The organism is Streptococcus sp. 339, from assembly GCF_013277285.1.
GTDB lineage: Bacteria > Bacillota > Bacilli > Lactobacillales > Streptococcaceae > Streptococcus > Streptococcus pseudopneumoniae.
In genome coordinates this window covers 1-16,474 of the sequence record NZ_VMMR01000051.1, presented here as the reverse complement: position 1 = coordinate 16,474, position 16,474 = coordinate 1, and the positions used below count along the sequence as shown (strand labels likewise).

Annotated in this window: 17 protein-coding genes and 2 pseudogenes; 9 read left to right on the top strand and 10 right to left on the bottom strand. The window is 34.5% G+C overall.

Annotated elements, in window-relative coordinates; all coding sequences use genetic code 11:
* Nucleotides 1–68 (top strand): annotated as a pseudogene (locus HT736_RS06850) (transcriptional regulator); the annotation flags it as partial.
* Nucleotides 69–469: 401 nt separating this feature from the next.
* Here the strand turns inward: HT736_RS06850 and HT736_RS06845 are convergent.
* Complete coding sequence (locus HT736_RS06845) at nucleotides 470–1,705, bottom strand: ATP-binding protein (RefSeq protein ID WP_023937277.1); 1,236 nt, start codon at nucleotides 1,703–1,705, stop codon at nucleotides 470–472.
* A gap of 945 nt (nucleotides 1,706–2,650) precedes the next feature.
* On the opposite strand from HT736_RS06845, the gene HT736_RS06840 reads away from it, so the two are divergent.
* Both HT736_RS06840 and HT736_RS06835 read left to right on the top strand, forming a co-directional pair.
* Nucleotides 2,651–4,543, top strand: coding sequence for a beta-glucoside-specific PTS transporter subunit IIABC (locus HT736_RS06840; RefSeq protein WP_023937279.1), 1,893 nt, complete (start codon nucleotides 2,651–2,653; stop codon nucleotides 4,541–4,543).
* 83 nt (nucleotides 4,544–4,626) lie between these two features.
* The gene (locus HT736_RS06835; protein ID WP_023937280.1) at nucleotides 4,627–5,442 is read left to right on the top strand and encodes a PRD domain-containing protein; all 816 of its coding nucleotides are present in this window, start codon (nucleotides 4,627–4,629) and stop codon (nucleotides 5,440–5,442) included.
* A gap of 96 nt (nucleotides 5,443–5,538) precedes the next feature.
* Here HT736_RS06835 and HT736_RS06830 read toward each other — a convergent pair.
* The 3 genes and pseudogenes from HT736_RS06830 to HT736_RS06820 all read right to left on the bottom strand — a co-directional run bounded on the left by HT736_RS06830 (nucleotide 5,539) and on the right by HT736_RS06820 (nucleotide 7,967).
* A pseudogene (locus HT736_RS06830) lies at nucleotides 5,539–6,120 on the bottom strand (histidine phosphatase family protein).
* A 29-nt stretch (nucleotides 6,121–6,149) separates the two neighbouring features.
* Nucleotides 6,150–6,989 carry an HAD family hydrolase gene (locus HT736_RS06825; protein WP_023937281.1) on the bottom strand — a complete coding sequence of 280 codons (840 nt, stop codon included), beginning with the start codon at nucleotides 6,987–6,989 and terminating at the stop codon, nucleotides 6,150–6,152.
* A 96-nt stretch (nucleotides 6,990–7,085) separates the two neighbouring features.
* Nucleotides 7,086–7,967, bottom strand: coding sequence for an AraC family transcriptional regulator (locus tag HT736_RS06820; RefSeq protein WP_023937282.1), 882 nt, complete (start codon nucleotides 7,965–7,967; stop codon nucleotides 7,086–7,088).
* 107 nt (nucleotides 7,968–8,074) lie between these two features.
* On the opposite strand from HT736_RS06820, the gene HT736_RS06815 reads away from it, so the two are divergent.
* From HT736_RS06815 to HT736_RS06795, 5 genes are all read left to right on the top strand, one after another.
* A complete protein-coding gene (locus HT736_RS06815) occupies nucleotides 8,075–9,511 on the top strand; it encodes a glycoside hydrolase family 1 protein (RefSeq protein WP_023937283.1) in 1,437 nt (478 codons plus the stop codon).
* A 75-nt stretch (nucleotides 9,512–9,586) separates the two neighbouring features.
* Entirely contained in the window at nucleotides 9,587–9,925 is a 339-nt protein-coding gene (locus HT736_RS06810) for a putative quinol monooxygenase (protein WP_031233762.1), read from the top strand.
* 258 nt (nucleotides 9,926–10,183) lie between these two features.
* Nucleotides 10,184–10,360, top strand: coding sequence for a hypothetical protein (locus tag HT736_RS06805; RefSeq protein ID WP_023937285.1), 177 nt, complete (start codon nucleotides 10,184–10,186; stop codon nucleotides 10,358–10,360).
* Complete coding sequence (locus HT736_RS06800; protein ID WP_023937286.1) at nucleotides 10,360–10,971, top strand: Fic family protein; 612 nt, start codon at nucleotides 10,360–10,362, stop codon at nucleotides 10,969–10,971. The genes HT736_RS06805 and HT736_RS06800 overlap by 1 nt, the downstream gene beginning before the upstream one ends.
* 239 nt (nucleotides 10,972–11,210) lie before the next feature.
* Nucleotides 11,211–13,424, top strand: coding sequence for a TIM-barrel domain-containing protein (locus HT736_RS06795; protein ID WP_172930871.1), 2,214 nt, complete (start codon nucleotides 11,211–11,213; stop codon nucleotides 13,422–13,424).
* A 221-nt stretch (nucleotides 13,425–13,645) separates the two neighbouring features.
* Here the strand turns inward: HT736_RS06795 and HT736_RS06790 are convergent, their stop codons facing one another.
* From HT736_RS06790 to HT736_RS06765, 6 genes are read right to left on the bottom strand one after another with little or no spacing between them, the layout of a single operon-like run.
* Complete coding sequence (locus tag HT736_RS06790; protein ID WP_023937288.1) at nucleotides 13,646–14,122, bottom strand: glutathione peroxidase; 477 nt, start codon at nucleotides 14,120–14,122, stop codon at nucleotides 13,646–13,648.
* On the bottom strand, nucleotides 14,119–14,697 hold the full coding sequence (locus HT736_RS06785) for a DUF3278 domain-containing protein (protein ID WP_023937289.1): 579 nt from the start codon (nucleotides 14,695–14,697) through the stop codon (nucleotides 14,119–14,121). Before HT736_RS06785 ends, HT736_RS06790 begins: the two co-directional genes overlap by 4 nt.
* A 26-nt stretch (nucleotides 14,698–14,723) precedes the next feature.
* Nucleotides 14,724–15,050 (bottom strand): hypothetical protein, encoded by a 327-nt coding sequence (locus HT736_RS06780; protein WP_000839388.1) that lies wholly within the window; start codon nucleotides 15,048–15,050, stop codon nucleotides 14,724–14,726.
* Between the two features lie 10 nt (nucleotides 15,051–15,060).
* Nucleotides 15,061–15,303: a hypothetical protein gene (locus tag HT736_RS06775; RefSeq protein WP_000712156.1), complete on the bottom strand. Its 243-nt coding sequence runs from the start codon at nucleotides 15,301–15,303 to the stop codon at nucleotides 15,061–15,063.
* 10 nt (nucleotides 15,304–15,313) lie between these two features.
* Nucleotides 15,314–15,856 (bottom strand): DUF3278 domain-containing protein, encoded by a 543-nt coding sequence (locus HT736_RS06770; RefSeq protein ID WP_000712340.1) that lies wholly within the window; start codon nucleotides 15,854–15,856, stop codon nucleotides 15,314–15,316.
* 27 nt (nucleotides 15,857–15,883) lie between these two features.
* The gene (locus HT736_RS06765; protein ID WP_031233763.1) at nucleotides 15,884–16,066 is read right to left on the bottom strand and encodes a helix-turn-helix transcriptional regulator; all 183 of its coding nucleotides are present in this window, start codon (nucleotides 16,064–16,066) and stop codon (nucleotides 15,884–15,886) included.
* 207 nt (nucleotides 16,067–16,273) lie between these two features.
* On the opposite strand from HT736_RS06765, the gene HT736_RS06760 reads away from it, so the two are divergent.
* A partial coding sequence (locus HT736_RS06760; RefSeq protein WP_172930870.1) for a helix-turn-helix domain-containing protein occupies nucleotides 16,274–16,474 on the top strand: 201 nt, incomplete at its 3' end.

Below are 16,474 nucleotides of genomic sequence, written 5' to 3'. Positions count from 1 at the left end.
AGATTTATAACAATCCTTTAATGCTGATGAAGATAGAAAATTATTTGAAGGAACTAGATGCTGTTTAGTTTATCTTGATATTGGAGTGTTACTGAAACATTAAATAGCCTGTAAGGCTGATAGTTAGATTAATACTATCAGCCTTATGATTATGTGACTATTAGTTCGTCTCGCTCCGTTAGGTGCGAGACAAAAAAACCACCCGCTATGCGGGTGCAGTTCATTCAACACCTGATAGTATGCGTTTTTTAGGGTTTTAAAGACTGATTGCTCAGTCTCTTTTTCATTATAATTCAGTTATAATTTAATCTTATTTGAAAAAGTGGGTGATGCTTTTCTTTAACAAGACTATGATGATAGTACTTCCAAAAGTTATAGATCCCATGTTATCTTTCAAGTATCAGTGCTCTAAATTCGCTATATCTTGTTAGGGTTTTGGTAGAATCATTGATAACAGACTGTTGCAAATCTAGTTAGCTGCATGATTTATATTTATATATTTTTCTAGTAACCAATCTATGATATTTTTCTTCTCAATTCCATTGTAATTTGCTGTTGGCTGAATCGTATCCATTGTTAATAGATATTTTGGGAATTGATCTTTAATGGCTTCTAGTGGTCTAAGTTTTCTTTCTAGTGTTTCTGGAGCAAGTGTTGTTTCACTGACTTGATAATAAGCGTAGTGGCCAAGATCAGTTACAACAACAAAATCAACCTCATATTTATCTAAATTACCAACATATACTTGTGAATATCTACGTCTCAATTCCAAATAGACAATATTTTCCAATATATGCCCAATGTCTTCTTTGTGGTCTGGTAATAAGAGGTGTCGTAAACCTAAATCAACGGGATAATATTTTTCTAAGCGTTGCAATAATGCTCGACCTTTTACATCAAAACGTGGAACGGAATAAAAAAGTAAGCTGTCTGTCAAAGTCGTCAAATAATTTTCTAAAGTATTATGGGAGATTGAAACATTTTGGCTGACCAGGGTATTGCGAATCTTATTTGTTGATATTAAGCTACCTGTACTACTGAGAAGGGTTCGGACAATGCGCTCAATAATAGTAGGATTTGGATTTCCCAATCTAGTGACAATATCATTTAACAGTATGGAGTTATATATTCCTCTGAGATAGTCAATTTTTTCAGCGTAAGATGATGTTTGCAATAAGTAAGGGAAAGCACTAAAGAGATAACTGTTAAAAATTTCTGTTGTATTCAGATTCTCTGAGAGAGATTGGCCTGATAGGTATTCTTCAAATGACAATGGAAGAATTTCTATCTCAACATACCGACCAGTCAAGTTTGTAGCTAATTGGCTACTCATAAAGTAGGCGTTTGATCCAGTCAAATAGAGGTCAACATTTGGTAGTATAAATAGACTATCTGCTACCAGTTCAAATTTTTCAACATGTTGAATTTCATCTAAAAAGATATAGTATGTTTTCTCTCCAATTAACTGCTCTTTTATATAAGCAAATAATGTTTGAAAATGTCGGAGATCATAGTAACTCAGATCCTCAAAATTGATGGATATGATTTGATCCTCGTCTACCCCAGTTGCTATTAACTCCTCTTTATAGAGTTGAAAGAGAACAGATTTACCAGCTCGCCTAACTCCACTCACAACTTTGATGATTTGTCGGTCACGATGTCTTCTTAAAAAATCTAAATAATGTGGTCTTTTGATATAGTTCATAATAGTTACCTCAAAGATAGTATAATACAAATAGTAACTATTTTCAAATATTTAGAAATAATATTCAATTTATTTGATTATTTCTAAGTATTTAGAAATAATATCACAGGCTTTCTAAATATCTTCAGAAGAGAAAATGCCGATAACAAAAGAATTTGAACTGGCACGAAGTAGCTGTGCATTTGTTGTTGAACTACTACATCATCTTTGTGATACAGTAGTTCGTATTTTTCGCCAAATTTCAATTACATAAGCTCCGAAAACTATAAAGTGATAACCCTTTGATAACCTCTCGATTTTTAAAAGGGTTATATAAATTGTGGTTTCATATCTCAATAATTATTGGTTTTAGCTATAATTTAGTGTAAGTATCATGATGCGAATTTAAGAAAACTCAAAAGCTGTCCAATTCTCTAACCGTTAAGAACGAATTAGAATACAGCATTTACAACACCTATGGCTCAAACTATAGAGTATGTTTTAAATAATTTTTAGTAAAATTTACACCATTACTTTTTAAGATTATGATAAGTGAACCACCAACAGCCATTGGATGTTATAGTAGATTGAAATAAGATATGAACAACTCTACTAGGAAAGTCAAATTAATTTCTAGAAATGTTTTAGTAGCTACAGCGTACTATTCCAAACTCAACTAACTATAGTAGTTGGATCAGTTATTTTCTGTTGAAAGTAGTTCGCTAACTTCATGCCAAACTTCATTATTTAATTCTCAAAAAATTTTTAAAAAAGCGCTTGCAAAAATAAAAAAATGTGATATACTTAATTCATGGATTGTTACTGGTCATGCAGGCAAAACCTAAACAAATACGAGATAAGAAGCGATACTTTGCTTTCTATTTGGTATGTGTTTAGGTTTTTTTGTTACCTATTTTCCGGGAATAAGTAGTCAACTGATGACCAAAAAATATAAGGAGGTCCAATATGGCTAAATATACTGAGTTAGCACAAGATATTATTAATCACGTTGGTGGACGTGAAAATGTGAGTAGCGTTAAACATTGTGTAACACGTTTACGCTTTACACTTAAAGATGAAAGTAAAGCTGATACAGATTATCTCATGAAGCGAGATGGTGTAGTAACAGTTATTAAGGCAGGAGGTCAGTATCAGGTAGTAATAGGGAACCATGTTCCGGATGTTTATGCAGAGGTATTAGCAGTAGGCAGCTTACAAGGTAGTGGGGCAGTAGATGCTGATGAAGAAGATAGTGTTAAGAAGAATCCTTTAGATGCTTTTATTGATATTGTCTCAAGTATCTTCCAACCTTTCCTTGGCCCACTGGCAGCAGCTGGAATTATAAAAGGGATTGTTGCTATTTTAACTGCTTTCTTCGGATGGACTGCTACAAATAATGGAGTTGCTCTAGTTCTGACCGCAGCTGGTGACGGATTTTTCCAATTTTTGCCAATGATGATTGCTTTAAATGCAGCTCGTAAATTTAAAATGAATGAGTTCACCGCTTTAGCAATTGCTGCGTCTTTAGTTTATCCAAACTTAGAAGCAAGTGTTAAGAGTTTGACTGAAGTAGGTGCATCTAACTTTTTTGGAATTCCTTTAAGCATGCCCGCAGGAGGTTATTTATCAACAGTTATTCCAGCTATTCTAGCTGTATGGGTAGCTTCTAGAATTGAAAGATTTATCAAAAAGATTACACCAGATACAGTTAAGCTTTTTGTGGTGCCGTTTGTAACTTTGATTGTTTCAATTCCATTGACTTTCCTACTAGTTGGTCCTATCGCTAATACAGCGTCTGATTTACTAGGGGCATTCTTAAGTTCAGTTTATAATTTTAATCCTATAATTTATGGAGTCCTTCTAGGTACTTTATGGCAAGTGATGGTTATGTTTGGACTTCATTGGGGCCTTGTGCCGTTGGCAATACTTGAACTCACTCAGACTGGTTCAGGAGTCATTCTAGCAGGCGCTTTGTTACCATGTTTTACACAAACAGGTGTCCTTGCAGCAATTATTCTTAAAACGAAAGAAAGCAAGGTAAAAGCAATTTCTACTCCAGCTTTGATTTCTTCAATCTTTGGTGTTACTGAACCAGCTATTTATGGTGTAACGCTTCCAATGCGTACGCCATTTATTATCAGTTGTGTCGTGTCTGGTATTGTTGGTGGATTTGTTGGCATGTTCAACGTAACTATGTATTCAGTAGGTGCTTTGGGAATTTTCCTTTACCCATCTCTTGTTAGTCCGGATGGTAATTTTGGAAGTTTATATGTAGCTTTAGTTGGCACAGCAATTGCTATTATCCTCTCATTTGCAATTCAAATGTTCTTACCAGTCCCAACACTTTTTGAAAAAAATCAGAAGAAAGCAGTCACTGAAGAAACTAAAAACGATAAAGTAGAAGTGGGGAATCAAGTAATTTCAAGTCCAATTGTAGGAAATATTATTCCACTTTCAGAAACACCAGATCCAGTTTTTTCTAGTGGAGCGATGGGACAAGGAGTGGCTATTGAACCAACTATTGGGGAAGTTGTTGCACCAGCAGATGGAACAATTCGTCTTCTCTTCCCTACAAACCATGCTATTGGTCTTGCAACAGATGATGGTGCCGAATTACTGATTCATGTTGGTATGGATACAGTTGAGTTAGATGGATCTGGCTTTAAAGCTCATGTAGTTCAGGGTAATAGAGTTAAAAAGGGTCAATTATTGTTGAGTTTTGATATTGAGTCAATCAAATCAGCAGGCTATTCAGTCACAACACCAATCATAATTACAAATACTAGTAACTATCATAGTGTAAACACAATTGCAAGCGGTAAAGTCAACTTAGATCAAAACTTGCTAGAAATTAGATAGTCTAAATGGAGGTATGGGAGACGATTCAACTTCCATACCTCATTTTTGTGTTATACTATAGATACTAATAATTGGGTGAAGTCATGAAAATTAAAAAAATATTTAATAATAATGTAGTCCTATCTGAAATGAAGGATCAGGAAATCATTGTAATGGGAAGAGGTTTAGCATTTGGTAAGAAAGTTGATGACGAGCTTGATGAAAATAAGATAGATAAACGTTATATTTTGTCTCAAAATCACAGAGAAATTTTTTTTGAAATTCCTGCTGAATTATTAGAGGTTGCAGATAAAGCTATATCTTTTGCTAAATGTACATTAGATAATGCTATTAAAGATACAGCTTTTCTATCATTGGCAGATCATATGTATGGAGTTGAACAAAGAATTCGTGCTGGATTTTTTATGAAGAATTTTCTCATGTGGGATATTAAACGCTTTTTTCCTAAGGAGTATGAGGCGGGACTATATGCTAATGAGCTTTTGAGTTCTTATTTGGGTCAAGAATTGCCTGATGATGAAGCTGGGTTCATGGCGCTAACATTGGTAAATAGTGAGTTAAATTATAAGAATTCAAACGCTCGAGATTTAACACAGTTAATGGAAGAGATTATGACTATCGTGAAATATAGTTTGGAAATTCCATTGGAACAAGATGATATTTATGTTCAACGATTTATCACTCATTTAAAATTTTTTTGTGAGCGTGTATTAACAAATACAAACCAAGAAGAATTGGATGATTCTTTAATGTTTGAGCTAATGTGTAAGAAGTATCCTATTGCATATGAAACAACTAAAAAGATTGCCTTACATCTAGAAAAAACTAGACAGTATTCTATTTCTGATGATGAGCAGTTATATTTAACGATCCATCTCTCTCGTATTCGAAAGAAATAAAAAAGTCATGGAGATTTTTAAATTTCCATGGCTTTTTGTTATTGCAGATGATAATTGTTAAAACTAACGGTTCTAATAAATTAATTTATCTAATTTTTATTGATTAGAATTATTATTCCAATTGCTAAAATCATGATTGATAACTTCTTCTAAATAAAAAATATCGTTAGAGTATGTGAACTTGAGAATTCAACAATTTGTCATTCTATTTTGAATAGTTGTTTGTTCTTACTTTTCCCAGACTCTGGCAAAATTTCGAATAGCTGCTCCATGGGACACAATAAGAATAGAGTTTCCTGTATCTTCCTTCATAAGTGAACAAATAGTGTTATTTATGCGCTCTTGTAAATCTAATTGAGATTCTCCACCATAATAGACGAAGAAATCGTTATAAGGGATAGAGGGATTTAGATTTTCGCTTTCTCCTTCAAAAATACCAAAATTCCATTCTTTGAGACCTTTAATTCGTGTATAAGGTATTTTTCCATCAGTTACAATTTCCAAAGTATCGCACGCGCGCTCAGATTTTGAACTAAAAGCACTGTCAAAGATAATTCCATGTTTTTTGAAATATTCACTTGCTACTTGAGCTTGGTAAATTCCAAAGTCTGTTAGCGGAGAATCACACCAACCTTGTATAAGATGACGTTTGTTGAAAAGAGTGTGTCCATGACGCATTAAATAAAGAGTTTTTTCATCTTAATATCCTACAGTAAATTAAGTTTTCTAAAGGCATTATAAAGTCCATCTTGTCGAACATCATCTGTTATAATATCAGCCATAGCTAGTATTTCAGGACCGCCATTACCCATAGCCACACCAATATGGCAGGCTTCGAGCATTGGAATATCAACTTTAGCATCACCAAAAGCAATTGTATCAGTATGATTCGCTCCTAAATGCTTAAGAATGATGTTAACAGCATGTGCTTTATTAATATCCTTTACCCCTAATTCACCAAATAGAGCTGATTCTCCTCTACCTCCCCAAGTACCAGCTTTTAGGTGTGGGAAAACTTTTTTAGAATCTAAGTGATCTTGGTAGGAATTGAGAATAAAACTAATTTTATTAAGATCGTCTCGGTACAGTTCTCCACCATAAACTAATCCATGTAGCGCATCTTCTGGCTCCATGTTTAAAATTTGGTCTTCACTAGCTCCTTTACCTAAGGCATAGATGCGGAGTATCTGTCTTGCAGCATCACGAAAATTACGGCTCGCAAATAATCCGTTATTACTTTCAATATAGAACTCTAATCCTCTTGATTCAAGCCAATCAACAACTTGTTTGGCAGTCTCATACGGAATCAGTTGATGCATGAGAACTTGATTTTTGTACTCTATGTAGGAACCATTTCCTCCAATGATACCATCGAAGCCAATATCTAAAATTTTGTTTGGCATCTCAGCTTTACTTCGTCCAGTGCAAAGGAATACTAAGTGTCCATTTTTTCGTGATTGTTGGATAGCTATTTTAGCTGAATCGGGTATGTGATTATCGTAGTCAACAATTGTTCCGTCAACATCAAGGAAGATAATTTTTTTCATATTTCTACTCCATTTTTTAGTTTGATTTTACAGTATGATAAAAAATGTTTCTACTGCTATTCTAGCCAATTGTAATACTTTTCTAAGGTAAAATATCTATTTATCTATTTCACCTCTATATTTTCGGGGTGTTGTTTTGTAAATTTTTTTGAATTGTCGATTAAAATTTGATAAGTTTTTAAAACCTACCTCTGAGGAAATTTCTAGAACTGATAGAGTTGAGTGTTGAAGAAGTTCAGTAGCTTTACGTAAACGATAGTGGATAAGATAGTCCATACAACTAACTCCTAAATTTTTTTTAAAGAAATTCATAAAATGTGTTGGACTATAGCCACATAGTTCTGCTAGAAGATTAATTGATAAATCTTCCTGATAGTGTTCGCTTATATAATCAATAATTTTTCTAATTTTTTCTTCTCTACGATAACCATCTATTGATTGTTTACTTGAATAAACGTAATTATATTGAAAGAGAAGATGAAGCAGTTTTAGTAGCTCACTTTTTAATTCTAGTTCAAAAAATGTCTTCCTATAGTATCCTATTTCCATTGAATTAATTAGTGTTTGTCGAATTTCTGTATAACCAGGTTGATTGGGTTTAATCACACGTTTAAAGTCTAGTTGTCCATTATATAGGGGGTGTAAGTAATGAATTGCTGCAAAATCTTTTGTAGAATAACCAATTAAGTCTAATTGAAAGTTGATTGCATCCATATAGTGATAGGTATTCTCAATTGGATGTATAGAATGTAAGGCATTAGGACGAATTAAAATAATATCTCCTTTCTCACTGTTAAAATAGTCTGTATCTATATGGAATCTTGCTTGTCCTTCGTGTACATATATGATTTCCATATCTGTATGCCAGTGAAAAAGAATATCAGGTAGACCATCTTCCATAATAGTCCGGGTAAGAGAATAGGGAATTAATTCATTTTTATAAGGCGTGTTTTTATGTAGTTGTCCAAGATCAATCATAGGTTTCCTCTTAATAGGATAGTATCGTTTTTTACTATTATTGTGCAAGATTTGTCATTTTTATTTAATTATAATATAAGTATAGAAAAAAACAAAGGAGAAAATAAATGAGTAAATTTCCTAAAGAATTTTTATGGGGTGGAGCTACAGCAGCTAACCAATATGAAGGTGCTTATAATGTAGGTGATAAAGGTTTATCGGTTCAGGATGTGACACCTAGGGGCGGAGTTCCAGTAAGTGATAATGATCTAAATCCATTCATTACAGAACTGCCTACAGAAGATAATCTCAAATTGGAAGGAATTGATTTTTATCACCGTTATAAAGAAGATGTTGCTTTATTTGCAGAAATGGGCTTTAAGGTATTTAGAACATCGATTGCATGGTCTCGTATTTTTCCAAATGGTGACGAATTGGAACCAAACGAAGAAGGTTTACAGTTTTATGATAATCTTTTTGACGAACTAGCTAAATATGGAATAGAACCTTTAGTAACATTATCACATTATGAAACTCCACTTCACTTGGCTAAAAAATATAATGGATGGGTTAATCGTGATTTGATTGGTTTTTATGAGCGCTATGTAAGAACTGTTTTCAATCGATATAAAAATAAAGTCAAATATTGGTTGACTTTTAACGAAATCAACTCCGTTTTACATGTTCCTTTTATAAGTGGTGGTATTGCAACTCCAGTCGAGAAATTATCTAAACAAGATCTTTATCAAGCGGTTCATCATGAGTTAGTTGCATCCGCTTTGGCAACGAAAGTTGGACATGAAATCAATCCAGAATTTAAAATTGGATGCATGGTTTTGGCTATGCCAACATATCCTATGACACCGAAGCCAGAAGATGTGCTGGCTGCGCGTGAATTTGAGAATCAGAATTATCTATTTTCAGATATTCATGCTCGCGGTAAATATCCATCATATATTCAAAGATTCTTTAAAGAAAATGATATCAATATCAAATTTGAATCAGGGGATAAGGAGTTATTAGCTGAAAATACTGTGGATTTTATTTCTTTCTCTTATTATATGAGTTCGGTTCAAGCAAATGATCCTGAAAATTATCAATCAAGCATTGGAAATTTATTGGGAGGAATTGCTAATCCTTATTTGGAAAGTTCAGAATGGGGTTGGCAAGTTGACCCTATTGGTTTACGTATAGTGCTGAATAATCTTTATGATCGTTATCAGTTGCCGTTGTTTATTGTTGAAAATGGTTTGGGTGCTAAAGACGTTCTAATTGAAGGTGCGGATGGACCTACTGTTGATGATGACTATAGAATCGATTATCTCAAAAAACATCTACAACAAGTAGGTGAAGCCATTGAGGATGGAGTAGAATTGTTAGGTTATACTACATGGGGATGTATTGATTTAGTATCAGCTTCAACAGCCCAGATGAGTAAGCGTTATGGATTTATTTACGTAGATAGAAATGATGATGGATCTGGAACATTAAATCGCTATAAGAAAAAATCATTTTATTGGTATAAAGAAGTGATTGAAAGTAATGGCGAAACTTTATATGATTGATTCATAAAAAACAAGTTTAGATCCTCATCTAAACTTGTTTTTAAAAATTTGAAGGATGATTTTGGAGGATATGAGATGACATTGACTATTCATGTATATTATAAGGGTGATGGAGATAGTGCAATAAAGTTTGCAAGAGAAATGCTTGATAGTGGCCTTGTTGAAGAAATTAGAAATCAAAAAGGTAACTTGAAATACGAATATTTTTTACCAATTGAAAAAGAGGGAACTATTCTCCTTATTGATCAGTGGACAAATCAAGAAGTTTTAGATGAACATCATCAATCAAAGACAATGCAGAATATCTTAGATTTAAGAAGAAAATATCACTTGCAGATGCAAGTTGAACGTTATATAGAAGATGATTCTGGGATAACAGAAAGTGATAAGTCGTTTATAGACATAGGGAATTAGAATTATTGTGAGAGTTTTTGTAGTTTGAAAGTATTGAAAATCGTATAGATATCATTACGAGAATACAAGAAGATATTGTTCTATTTCAATTTAAAATTACTTCTTTCCTTAACAATAAGGAAAAAGAACGCGTTTTCATCTTTGAGTTTGAAGTTTATAAAATAGGCTAAATGTGCTGAAATTTAGATATTACAGACAAAATAAAATATTTAAAAGCGACAGAGAAACATGGTATAATGTAACTATAGGAGGTAGTATATGTCCTTAGATATAGATAAAGAAAAGATGACAATCATGGGAGTAGCTTTTGAAAACCGCTCCATTTTTAAGAGTGTTTGGTATGCTTTAAGTACAAATATGATTGAAGGATGGCGACCTACGGTTAGTGATGTTGAAAAATTACGAGATGAAGCTCTTGCTCTGGGGATGGCTTAATGAAGCGTAAATGTTATGATTCTTATGACTATATTGATCCGAATAATTTATATACCTATCCAGATTCTTCAGTTCTAAGAAATAAGCAGGAAGAACGAGATGAGCAAAAAGCACGCGATCTTGAATATCGTATGGTTGCTAGTAAGAGTTTGAAATTATTTATCAATCCTACCCCAGTTTATAGTGTAGAAGATATATTGAAAATTCATCAATTTTTGTTTGAAGATATGTATCATTGGGCAGGTGAATTTAGAAAAGTCAATATTTCAAAAAGTGGTAATGCTTTTATGCCGATTCAGTCTTTCGATACAGCACTCACTTACCTTAATAATTTGATAGATAGATTTCATGACAATGCTAATAGTAGAAAAGAAGTCATTCAGTTATTGGTCGAAATTTTAGATAATCTCAATTATTTTCATTCATTCCGTGAGGGAAACGGTAGAACGCAGAGGGAGGTTATTCGCTCTTTAGCTTTAATGAAAGGTTATGAATGTGAAATATCAATCGGTGATGATGATGAGATTTATCACCTGTATATGGATGGTACAGTTTATGGAGACAAAACTAAATTAACGAAGTTATTTGAAAAAATTCTTTTCAAGTTATGAGTTGCTACTGATAGATAGTTAATAGTTTAAAAGTAGTTTGTTTCACAACTGCATAAGCTTAGAAAAGTTGAAAAGGAATAACTCTTTAACATCTTGATTTGTTAAAAGATATTTTGTCCACTACATTTTTTCAATTGAGTATTATTTGTCATAGATAGAACATTGCATTCAGAATAACGAGAAACGCATCAAAAATGGTGCGTTCTGTTTTTATGCTACCATAAAAGGAGGACAACAAATTGAAAATTTTTAAGGGAGAGTTTTATCGAATCTCTGTATTAACAGACAAGTTAGTGAGGCTAGAATACTCTCAAACTGGAAATTTTGAGGATAGAACGACACAACTTATCTACAATAGAGATTTTGGCCAAGTTTCGTTAGATTATATCGAGACATCAAACGTACTAGATATTATGACGGACTATTTTCATCTGCACTTTAATAAAGGAGAATTTAACGCCGAAAATTTATTTATAGAATTAAAAGGAAATTTTGCCGTATATGGTAGTCGCTGGTATTTTGGTGAATCTATTGAAACGTTAAAAGGAACAGCTCGGACTCTGGATGAGGCAGATGGAGCAATCTCGTTAGAAGATGGAATTATTAGCCGAAATGGTATAGCCTTATTGGATGATTCTCAAGGATTTATTTGGGATGAACAGTCTGGTTATATTGAGAGAGAAAATCAAATTGACCTCTATTTCTTTGCCTATGGGCATGATTATAGAGGAGCAATCAGAGACTTTTACCATTTGACTGGTTCAACACCCTTGTTGCCAAGATATGCTTTAGGCAATTGGTGGAGTAGGTATTGGCCTTATACGTCGGATGAATACTTGGATTTAATAGACAGATTTAAAACAGAGAACATTCCATTATCTATCGGTGTGTTAGATATGGATTGGCATATCACTGACATTCCAGCTCGTTTTGGAAGTGGCTGGACAGGATATAGTTGGAATAGAAACTTAATACCTAATCCAGAACAGTTATTGCAACAACTTCATGATAGGAAGTTAAAACTCTCCTTAAATGTCCATCCTGCTGATGGTATACGGGCTTATGAAGAAGCTTATCCTCAAGTCGCAAAACGATTGGGGTTAAATGTAGAACTAGAAGAACCTGCTATTTTTGATTTTTTTAATCCCTCTTTTAGGGAAGCTTACTTTAAAGATGTTCATTATGAGCTAGAAAAGCAGGGAGTAGATTTTTGGTGGATTGACTGGCAACAAGGGACACAAGGTATGTTGGATTCACTGTGGCTTTTAAACCATTATCATTATCAGGATAGTTGTAAAAATGCAGAAGGTGGCTTGATTTTATCAAGGTATGCAGGTCCTGGTAGTCACCGCTACCCTGTTGGTTTTTCAGGAGATACCATTATTAGTTGGAATTCCTTAAGATTTCAACCTTATTTTACAGCGACAGCATCAAATATCGGTTATAGTTGGTGGAGCCATGATATCGGTGGGCACATGCTGGGGGATTATGACGAGGAGCTACAAACTAGATGGCTACAGTTTGGCGTTTTTAGTCCGATAACTCGCTTACATAGTTCTAGAAGTCCCTTTAATAGTAAAGAACCTTGGTTTTTTTCAGAAACAACATCTAAGATTATGAAGAAATACCTTCGTTTGAGACATCAGATGATTCCATATCTATATACCATGAATGTAAAGACACATGAGGAAGGTGCCCCATTAATCAGTCCAATCTATTATTTCTACCCAGAGAATGATGAGAGCTATAATGTTCCAAACCAATACTTTTTTGGAACAGAACTGATGGTGGCTCCCATTGTAGAAAAGATGGATTTGACATTCCAATCTGCAAAAGTGGATGTATGGTTCCCTGAAGGTGAATGGTATGACTTCTTTTCAGAGAAAAAATATACAGGTGGTGTGAAGTTGAGTGTTTATAGAGACATTTCGACTATACCTGTGTTTGCAAAAAGTGGTGCAATCATTCCCTTGGTTGGTTCTGAGATAGATATGGGTGTTGATTTACCTGAAGTTGTAGATTGGTATGTATTCCCAGGCAAACAACATTCTTTTGAAATGATTGAAGATCAAAATGGTCAAAGATATAAAACAAGATTATCAATCGATTGGGAAATGGGGATGGTAGAGTTAACATTACAAGGAGATTCTAGTATCGTTCCAAACAATAGAAAACATAGAATTCATTTTAAAGGAACGAATGTGTCTATCATTGAATTGCCAAATAAGAATGATACAGCTAGATTTGAATGGAAAGATAATAAAAGGACATCCCTAAATGACGAAGTTTTTAGACTACTAAAGACGGCTTCTCTTCCATATGAATTAAAAGATAGATTGTTAAATCAATTCATCAATGCCAAAAATTCTCATGACTTAATGAATATCTTGCATCGTCAGGACGAGGAATTGAGAGGGCGTTTGTTGGAAATGATATTTACTAGCGAAAACTAATTGAAATAATTAGAAAGTCATTTGTTTAGTGTATATGAAGCTTCGGTATGGTATTTGTTATCATTGGTCACATTGAAAATGTGAAATAAGCACCTACAACATAGACTTTACAACACTTCATGTTTCATATCATGGAGTGTTTTTCTATTTAAGTCAAAGCCAATCAAAAAATCTCACTATTCATCAGGCTAAAAGAAACCTAATCATAGTGAGATTGTGAATTATAGTAATTTTTGTATCGCCTCTTCAATTTGTTTGGGGTCTGTTTTTGAAGAGAAGCGCTCCAAGACCTGCCCATCACGACCGATGAGAAACTTAGCGAAATTCCATTCGATTCGTTTTCCTAGTGGGCCAGATTTTTGGTCTGTTAACCAAACATAGAGAGGGTCTGTCTCCTTGCCGTTGACCTTAATCTTGGCAAAACGTGGGAAGGTGGTTTGATAGTTTAGGCTACAGAAGCTGTTGATTTCCTCTGAGCTGCCGGGTGCTTGTCCCATAAACTGATTACAAGGGAAGTCTAAGATTTCAAAACCTTGTTCTTGATAGCGGTCATAGAGTTCTTGAAGTCCCTGGTACTGGGGCGTTAAACCACATCCAGTAGCAGTGTTGACAACCAAGAGAACTTTCCCACGATAGGCATCTAGTGGAGTTTCTTGATTGTCTTGGTTCAAGACTGAAAAATCGTATAGTGAAGTCATTGCTTGCTTTTCTCCTTCTGATTGGTATTTTTAGGAGTTTTTTCCTCCTGTAGTGATAGAAATCCGTAGGTCAGGGTTCCAAAAATGCTACCGATAATCAGGCCATACATTAGGAAAGGAACACTTTTATCGAATTGCACGAGCAACTTCCCAAAATCTGAAAAGGACATCTGCTGAACGAAGACTTTATGAAAGATGAGTAGGGTAAAGAGGCCAATCTGAATACCGATAAACACAATCCAGCTTCGGAATTTGATTTGGCCTTTGCTGTAGGTTTTGAGGATAATTTCTGACTTGTCATCTTTTTCCAGCTGGAGTTCTTTGACGACTCTTTGAGTTTTTAAAGTAATGAAAAAAATGAGTCCAGAGTAAACGTAGGGCATGGCATAGCGAACGGCTTCTATGAAGCGTCCAAATAACAGATAAAACAAGAAGAGAAAGAAGGAAGAATAAACGATTTGGACCATGGAACGGGCACAGGCTTTGTAGATAATCTCTTGCCGGCATTCATCAAAAGGGCCTTGGATATGAAAGAGATTTCGAAGTAGGCGAGTGGTGAAGTCTTCTTTTTTCATGTTAGTAATCTCCTAGATGAGTGGTTTTACTGACTTTCTTTTACGAATTGATAGAGATAATAAAGATAAGTGATAGAAGAAAGGCTAGCGATAGTCAGCAGTAAATAATATTTCCAACCGCTTGAGATGAGCATCAGTTGTGGTAAAGATAGAATCATAAAGTACAGTGCTAAGTTGAGTATGCGTGTTTTTTGGGAGTCAATCTTTAGATAAGTTAGCCCTTTGTTAAGTGCTGGAATAAAGACTAGCCCGAGGAATATCTCGCTGATTGGCAAGTTCCCTGAAACGATGATGAAGATGAGCAGGGAACTGAACAAAAGATGATAGGTAAGTAAAGTTACTAGTGATTTCATAAGGCACCTCCTAATCCTGGTCTTTTTTAGCTCTTGCAATACGAAGTGAGTCGACAATATGTATCATCACTCCGAAAAAGAAAGCTCCCAGTATAGTTTTAAAAATATGTTTTGTATTTAGAAGAGAACTGATAAAATTTGGATTTTCACTTGTTAGGGTATCAATGAGTGGAATTATAAAAAATATCACTGTTCCATAAATCGAACCTGCTTTCAGACCAGGATAACGTAACTGTTTCTGTTCTTTTTTCATGAGTTTCCTCCTAATCATTATCCTGATTTTTCTTGGCTTTTGCAATGCGACGGGAGATGATAATTTGTATAATCACTCCGAAGAAGAAAGATTGGAGAATACTTGAAAAAATATTTTTAAAAGTGAGAAGAGACTGAAGATAGTCCTGACTCTCACCTAGCAGTATATGGAGAAGAGGGGTTGAAAAAAAACTCATTAATCCATAGAGTAGACCTGCTTTCATACCAGGGTAGTGTAGTTGCTTGCTTTCTTTCTCGCTCAGCATATCTGGATCAATAGCTGTAATCCCTGTTTTTTTGGTTTGGGAGAGCACATAGAGAGCAGAAATCATCGAAATGCCGAATACCACAAGAGGATAGCCGATAGCGACAATTTGTGGGTATTTATAAGCGAGGACAAAGGGGATGAGATTTCCAAATGTCATCAGATAAAAGAGGATGATAAAGACTTGATTGCCGATACGATCAGCCTCGCGTCGTTTGTGTTCATCAAGTGGTCCTGAAATGCCATAAATGCGTTTGATCAGTTTTTCCGTGAAGGTTTCTTTTTTCATAAGTTTGCTCCTTTTTTAAAAATTATCCTACCAAAAGAGACTGTTGAGGTCAGTTTGGAGGCTGCGGGCGAGATTGAGACAGAGTTCCAAGGTTGGATTGTACTTGTCGTTTTCAATCATATTGATGGTCTGTCTCGAGACACCGATATCCTTGGCTAGTTCTAGCTGGGAAATGCCCAGTTCCTTGCGAAATTCTTTCACACGATTCATCTGGTCTCCTTTCTGATTTATGTCGTATATATTTGACTATATTATATTCTTTTAAATATAAAGTGTCAAGTATTTTTGACATATTTTTTGAAGAAATAGTAGTCTCCTTGTCCGATTATCACATTAAAATGAAAGCTCTTCTAGGCATAAGAAAACACCTCTGTGTTATACTTGTTGTTCAACCACAAACACAAGAAAGGCACAGAGATGCAAGAAAATTATACTACAAAAGGTAAACATTTGACAATCGATAGCCGCCGCTTAATCGAACGATGGAAAAAGGAAGGGAAATCAAATAGAGAAATCGCCTTTCTGCTTGGAAAAGTTCCTCAAACTATCCACACTGAAATCAAGCGTGGGACAGTCCGACAATGTCTTGGAAAAGGGTGCTTCAAAGAGGTTTATTCT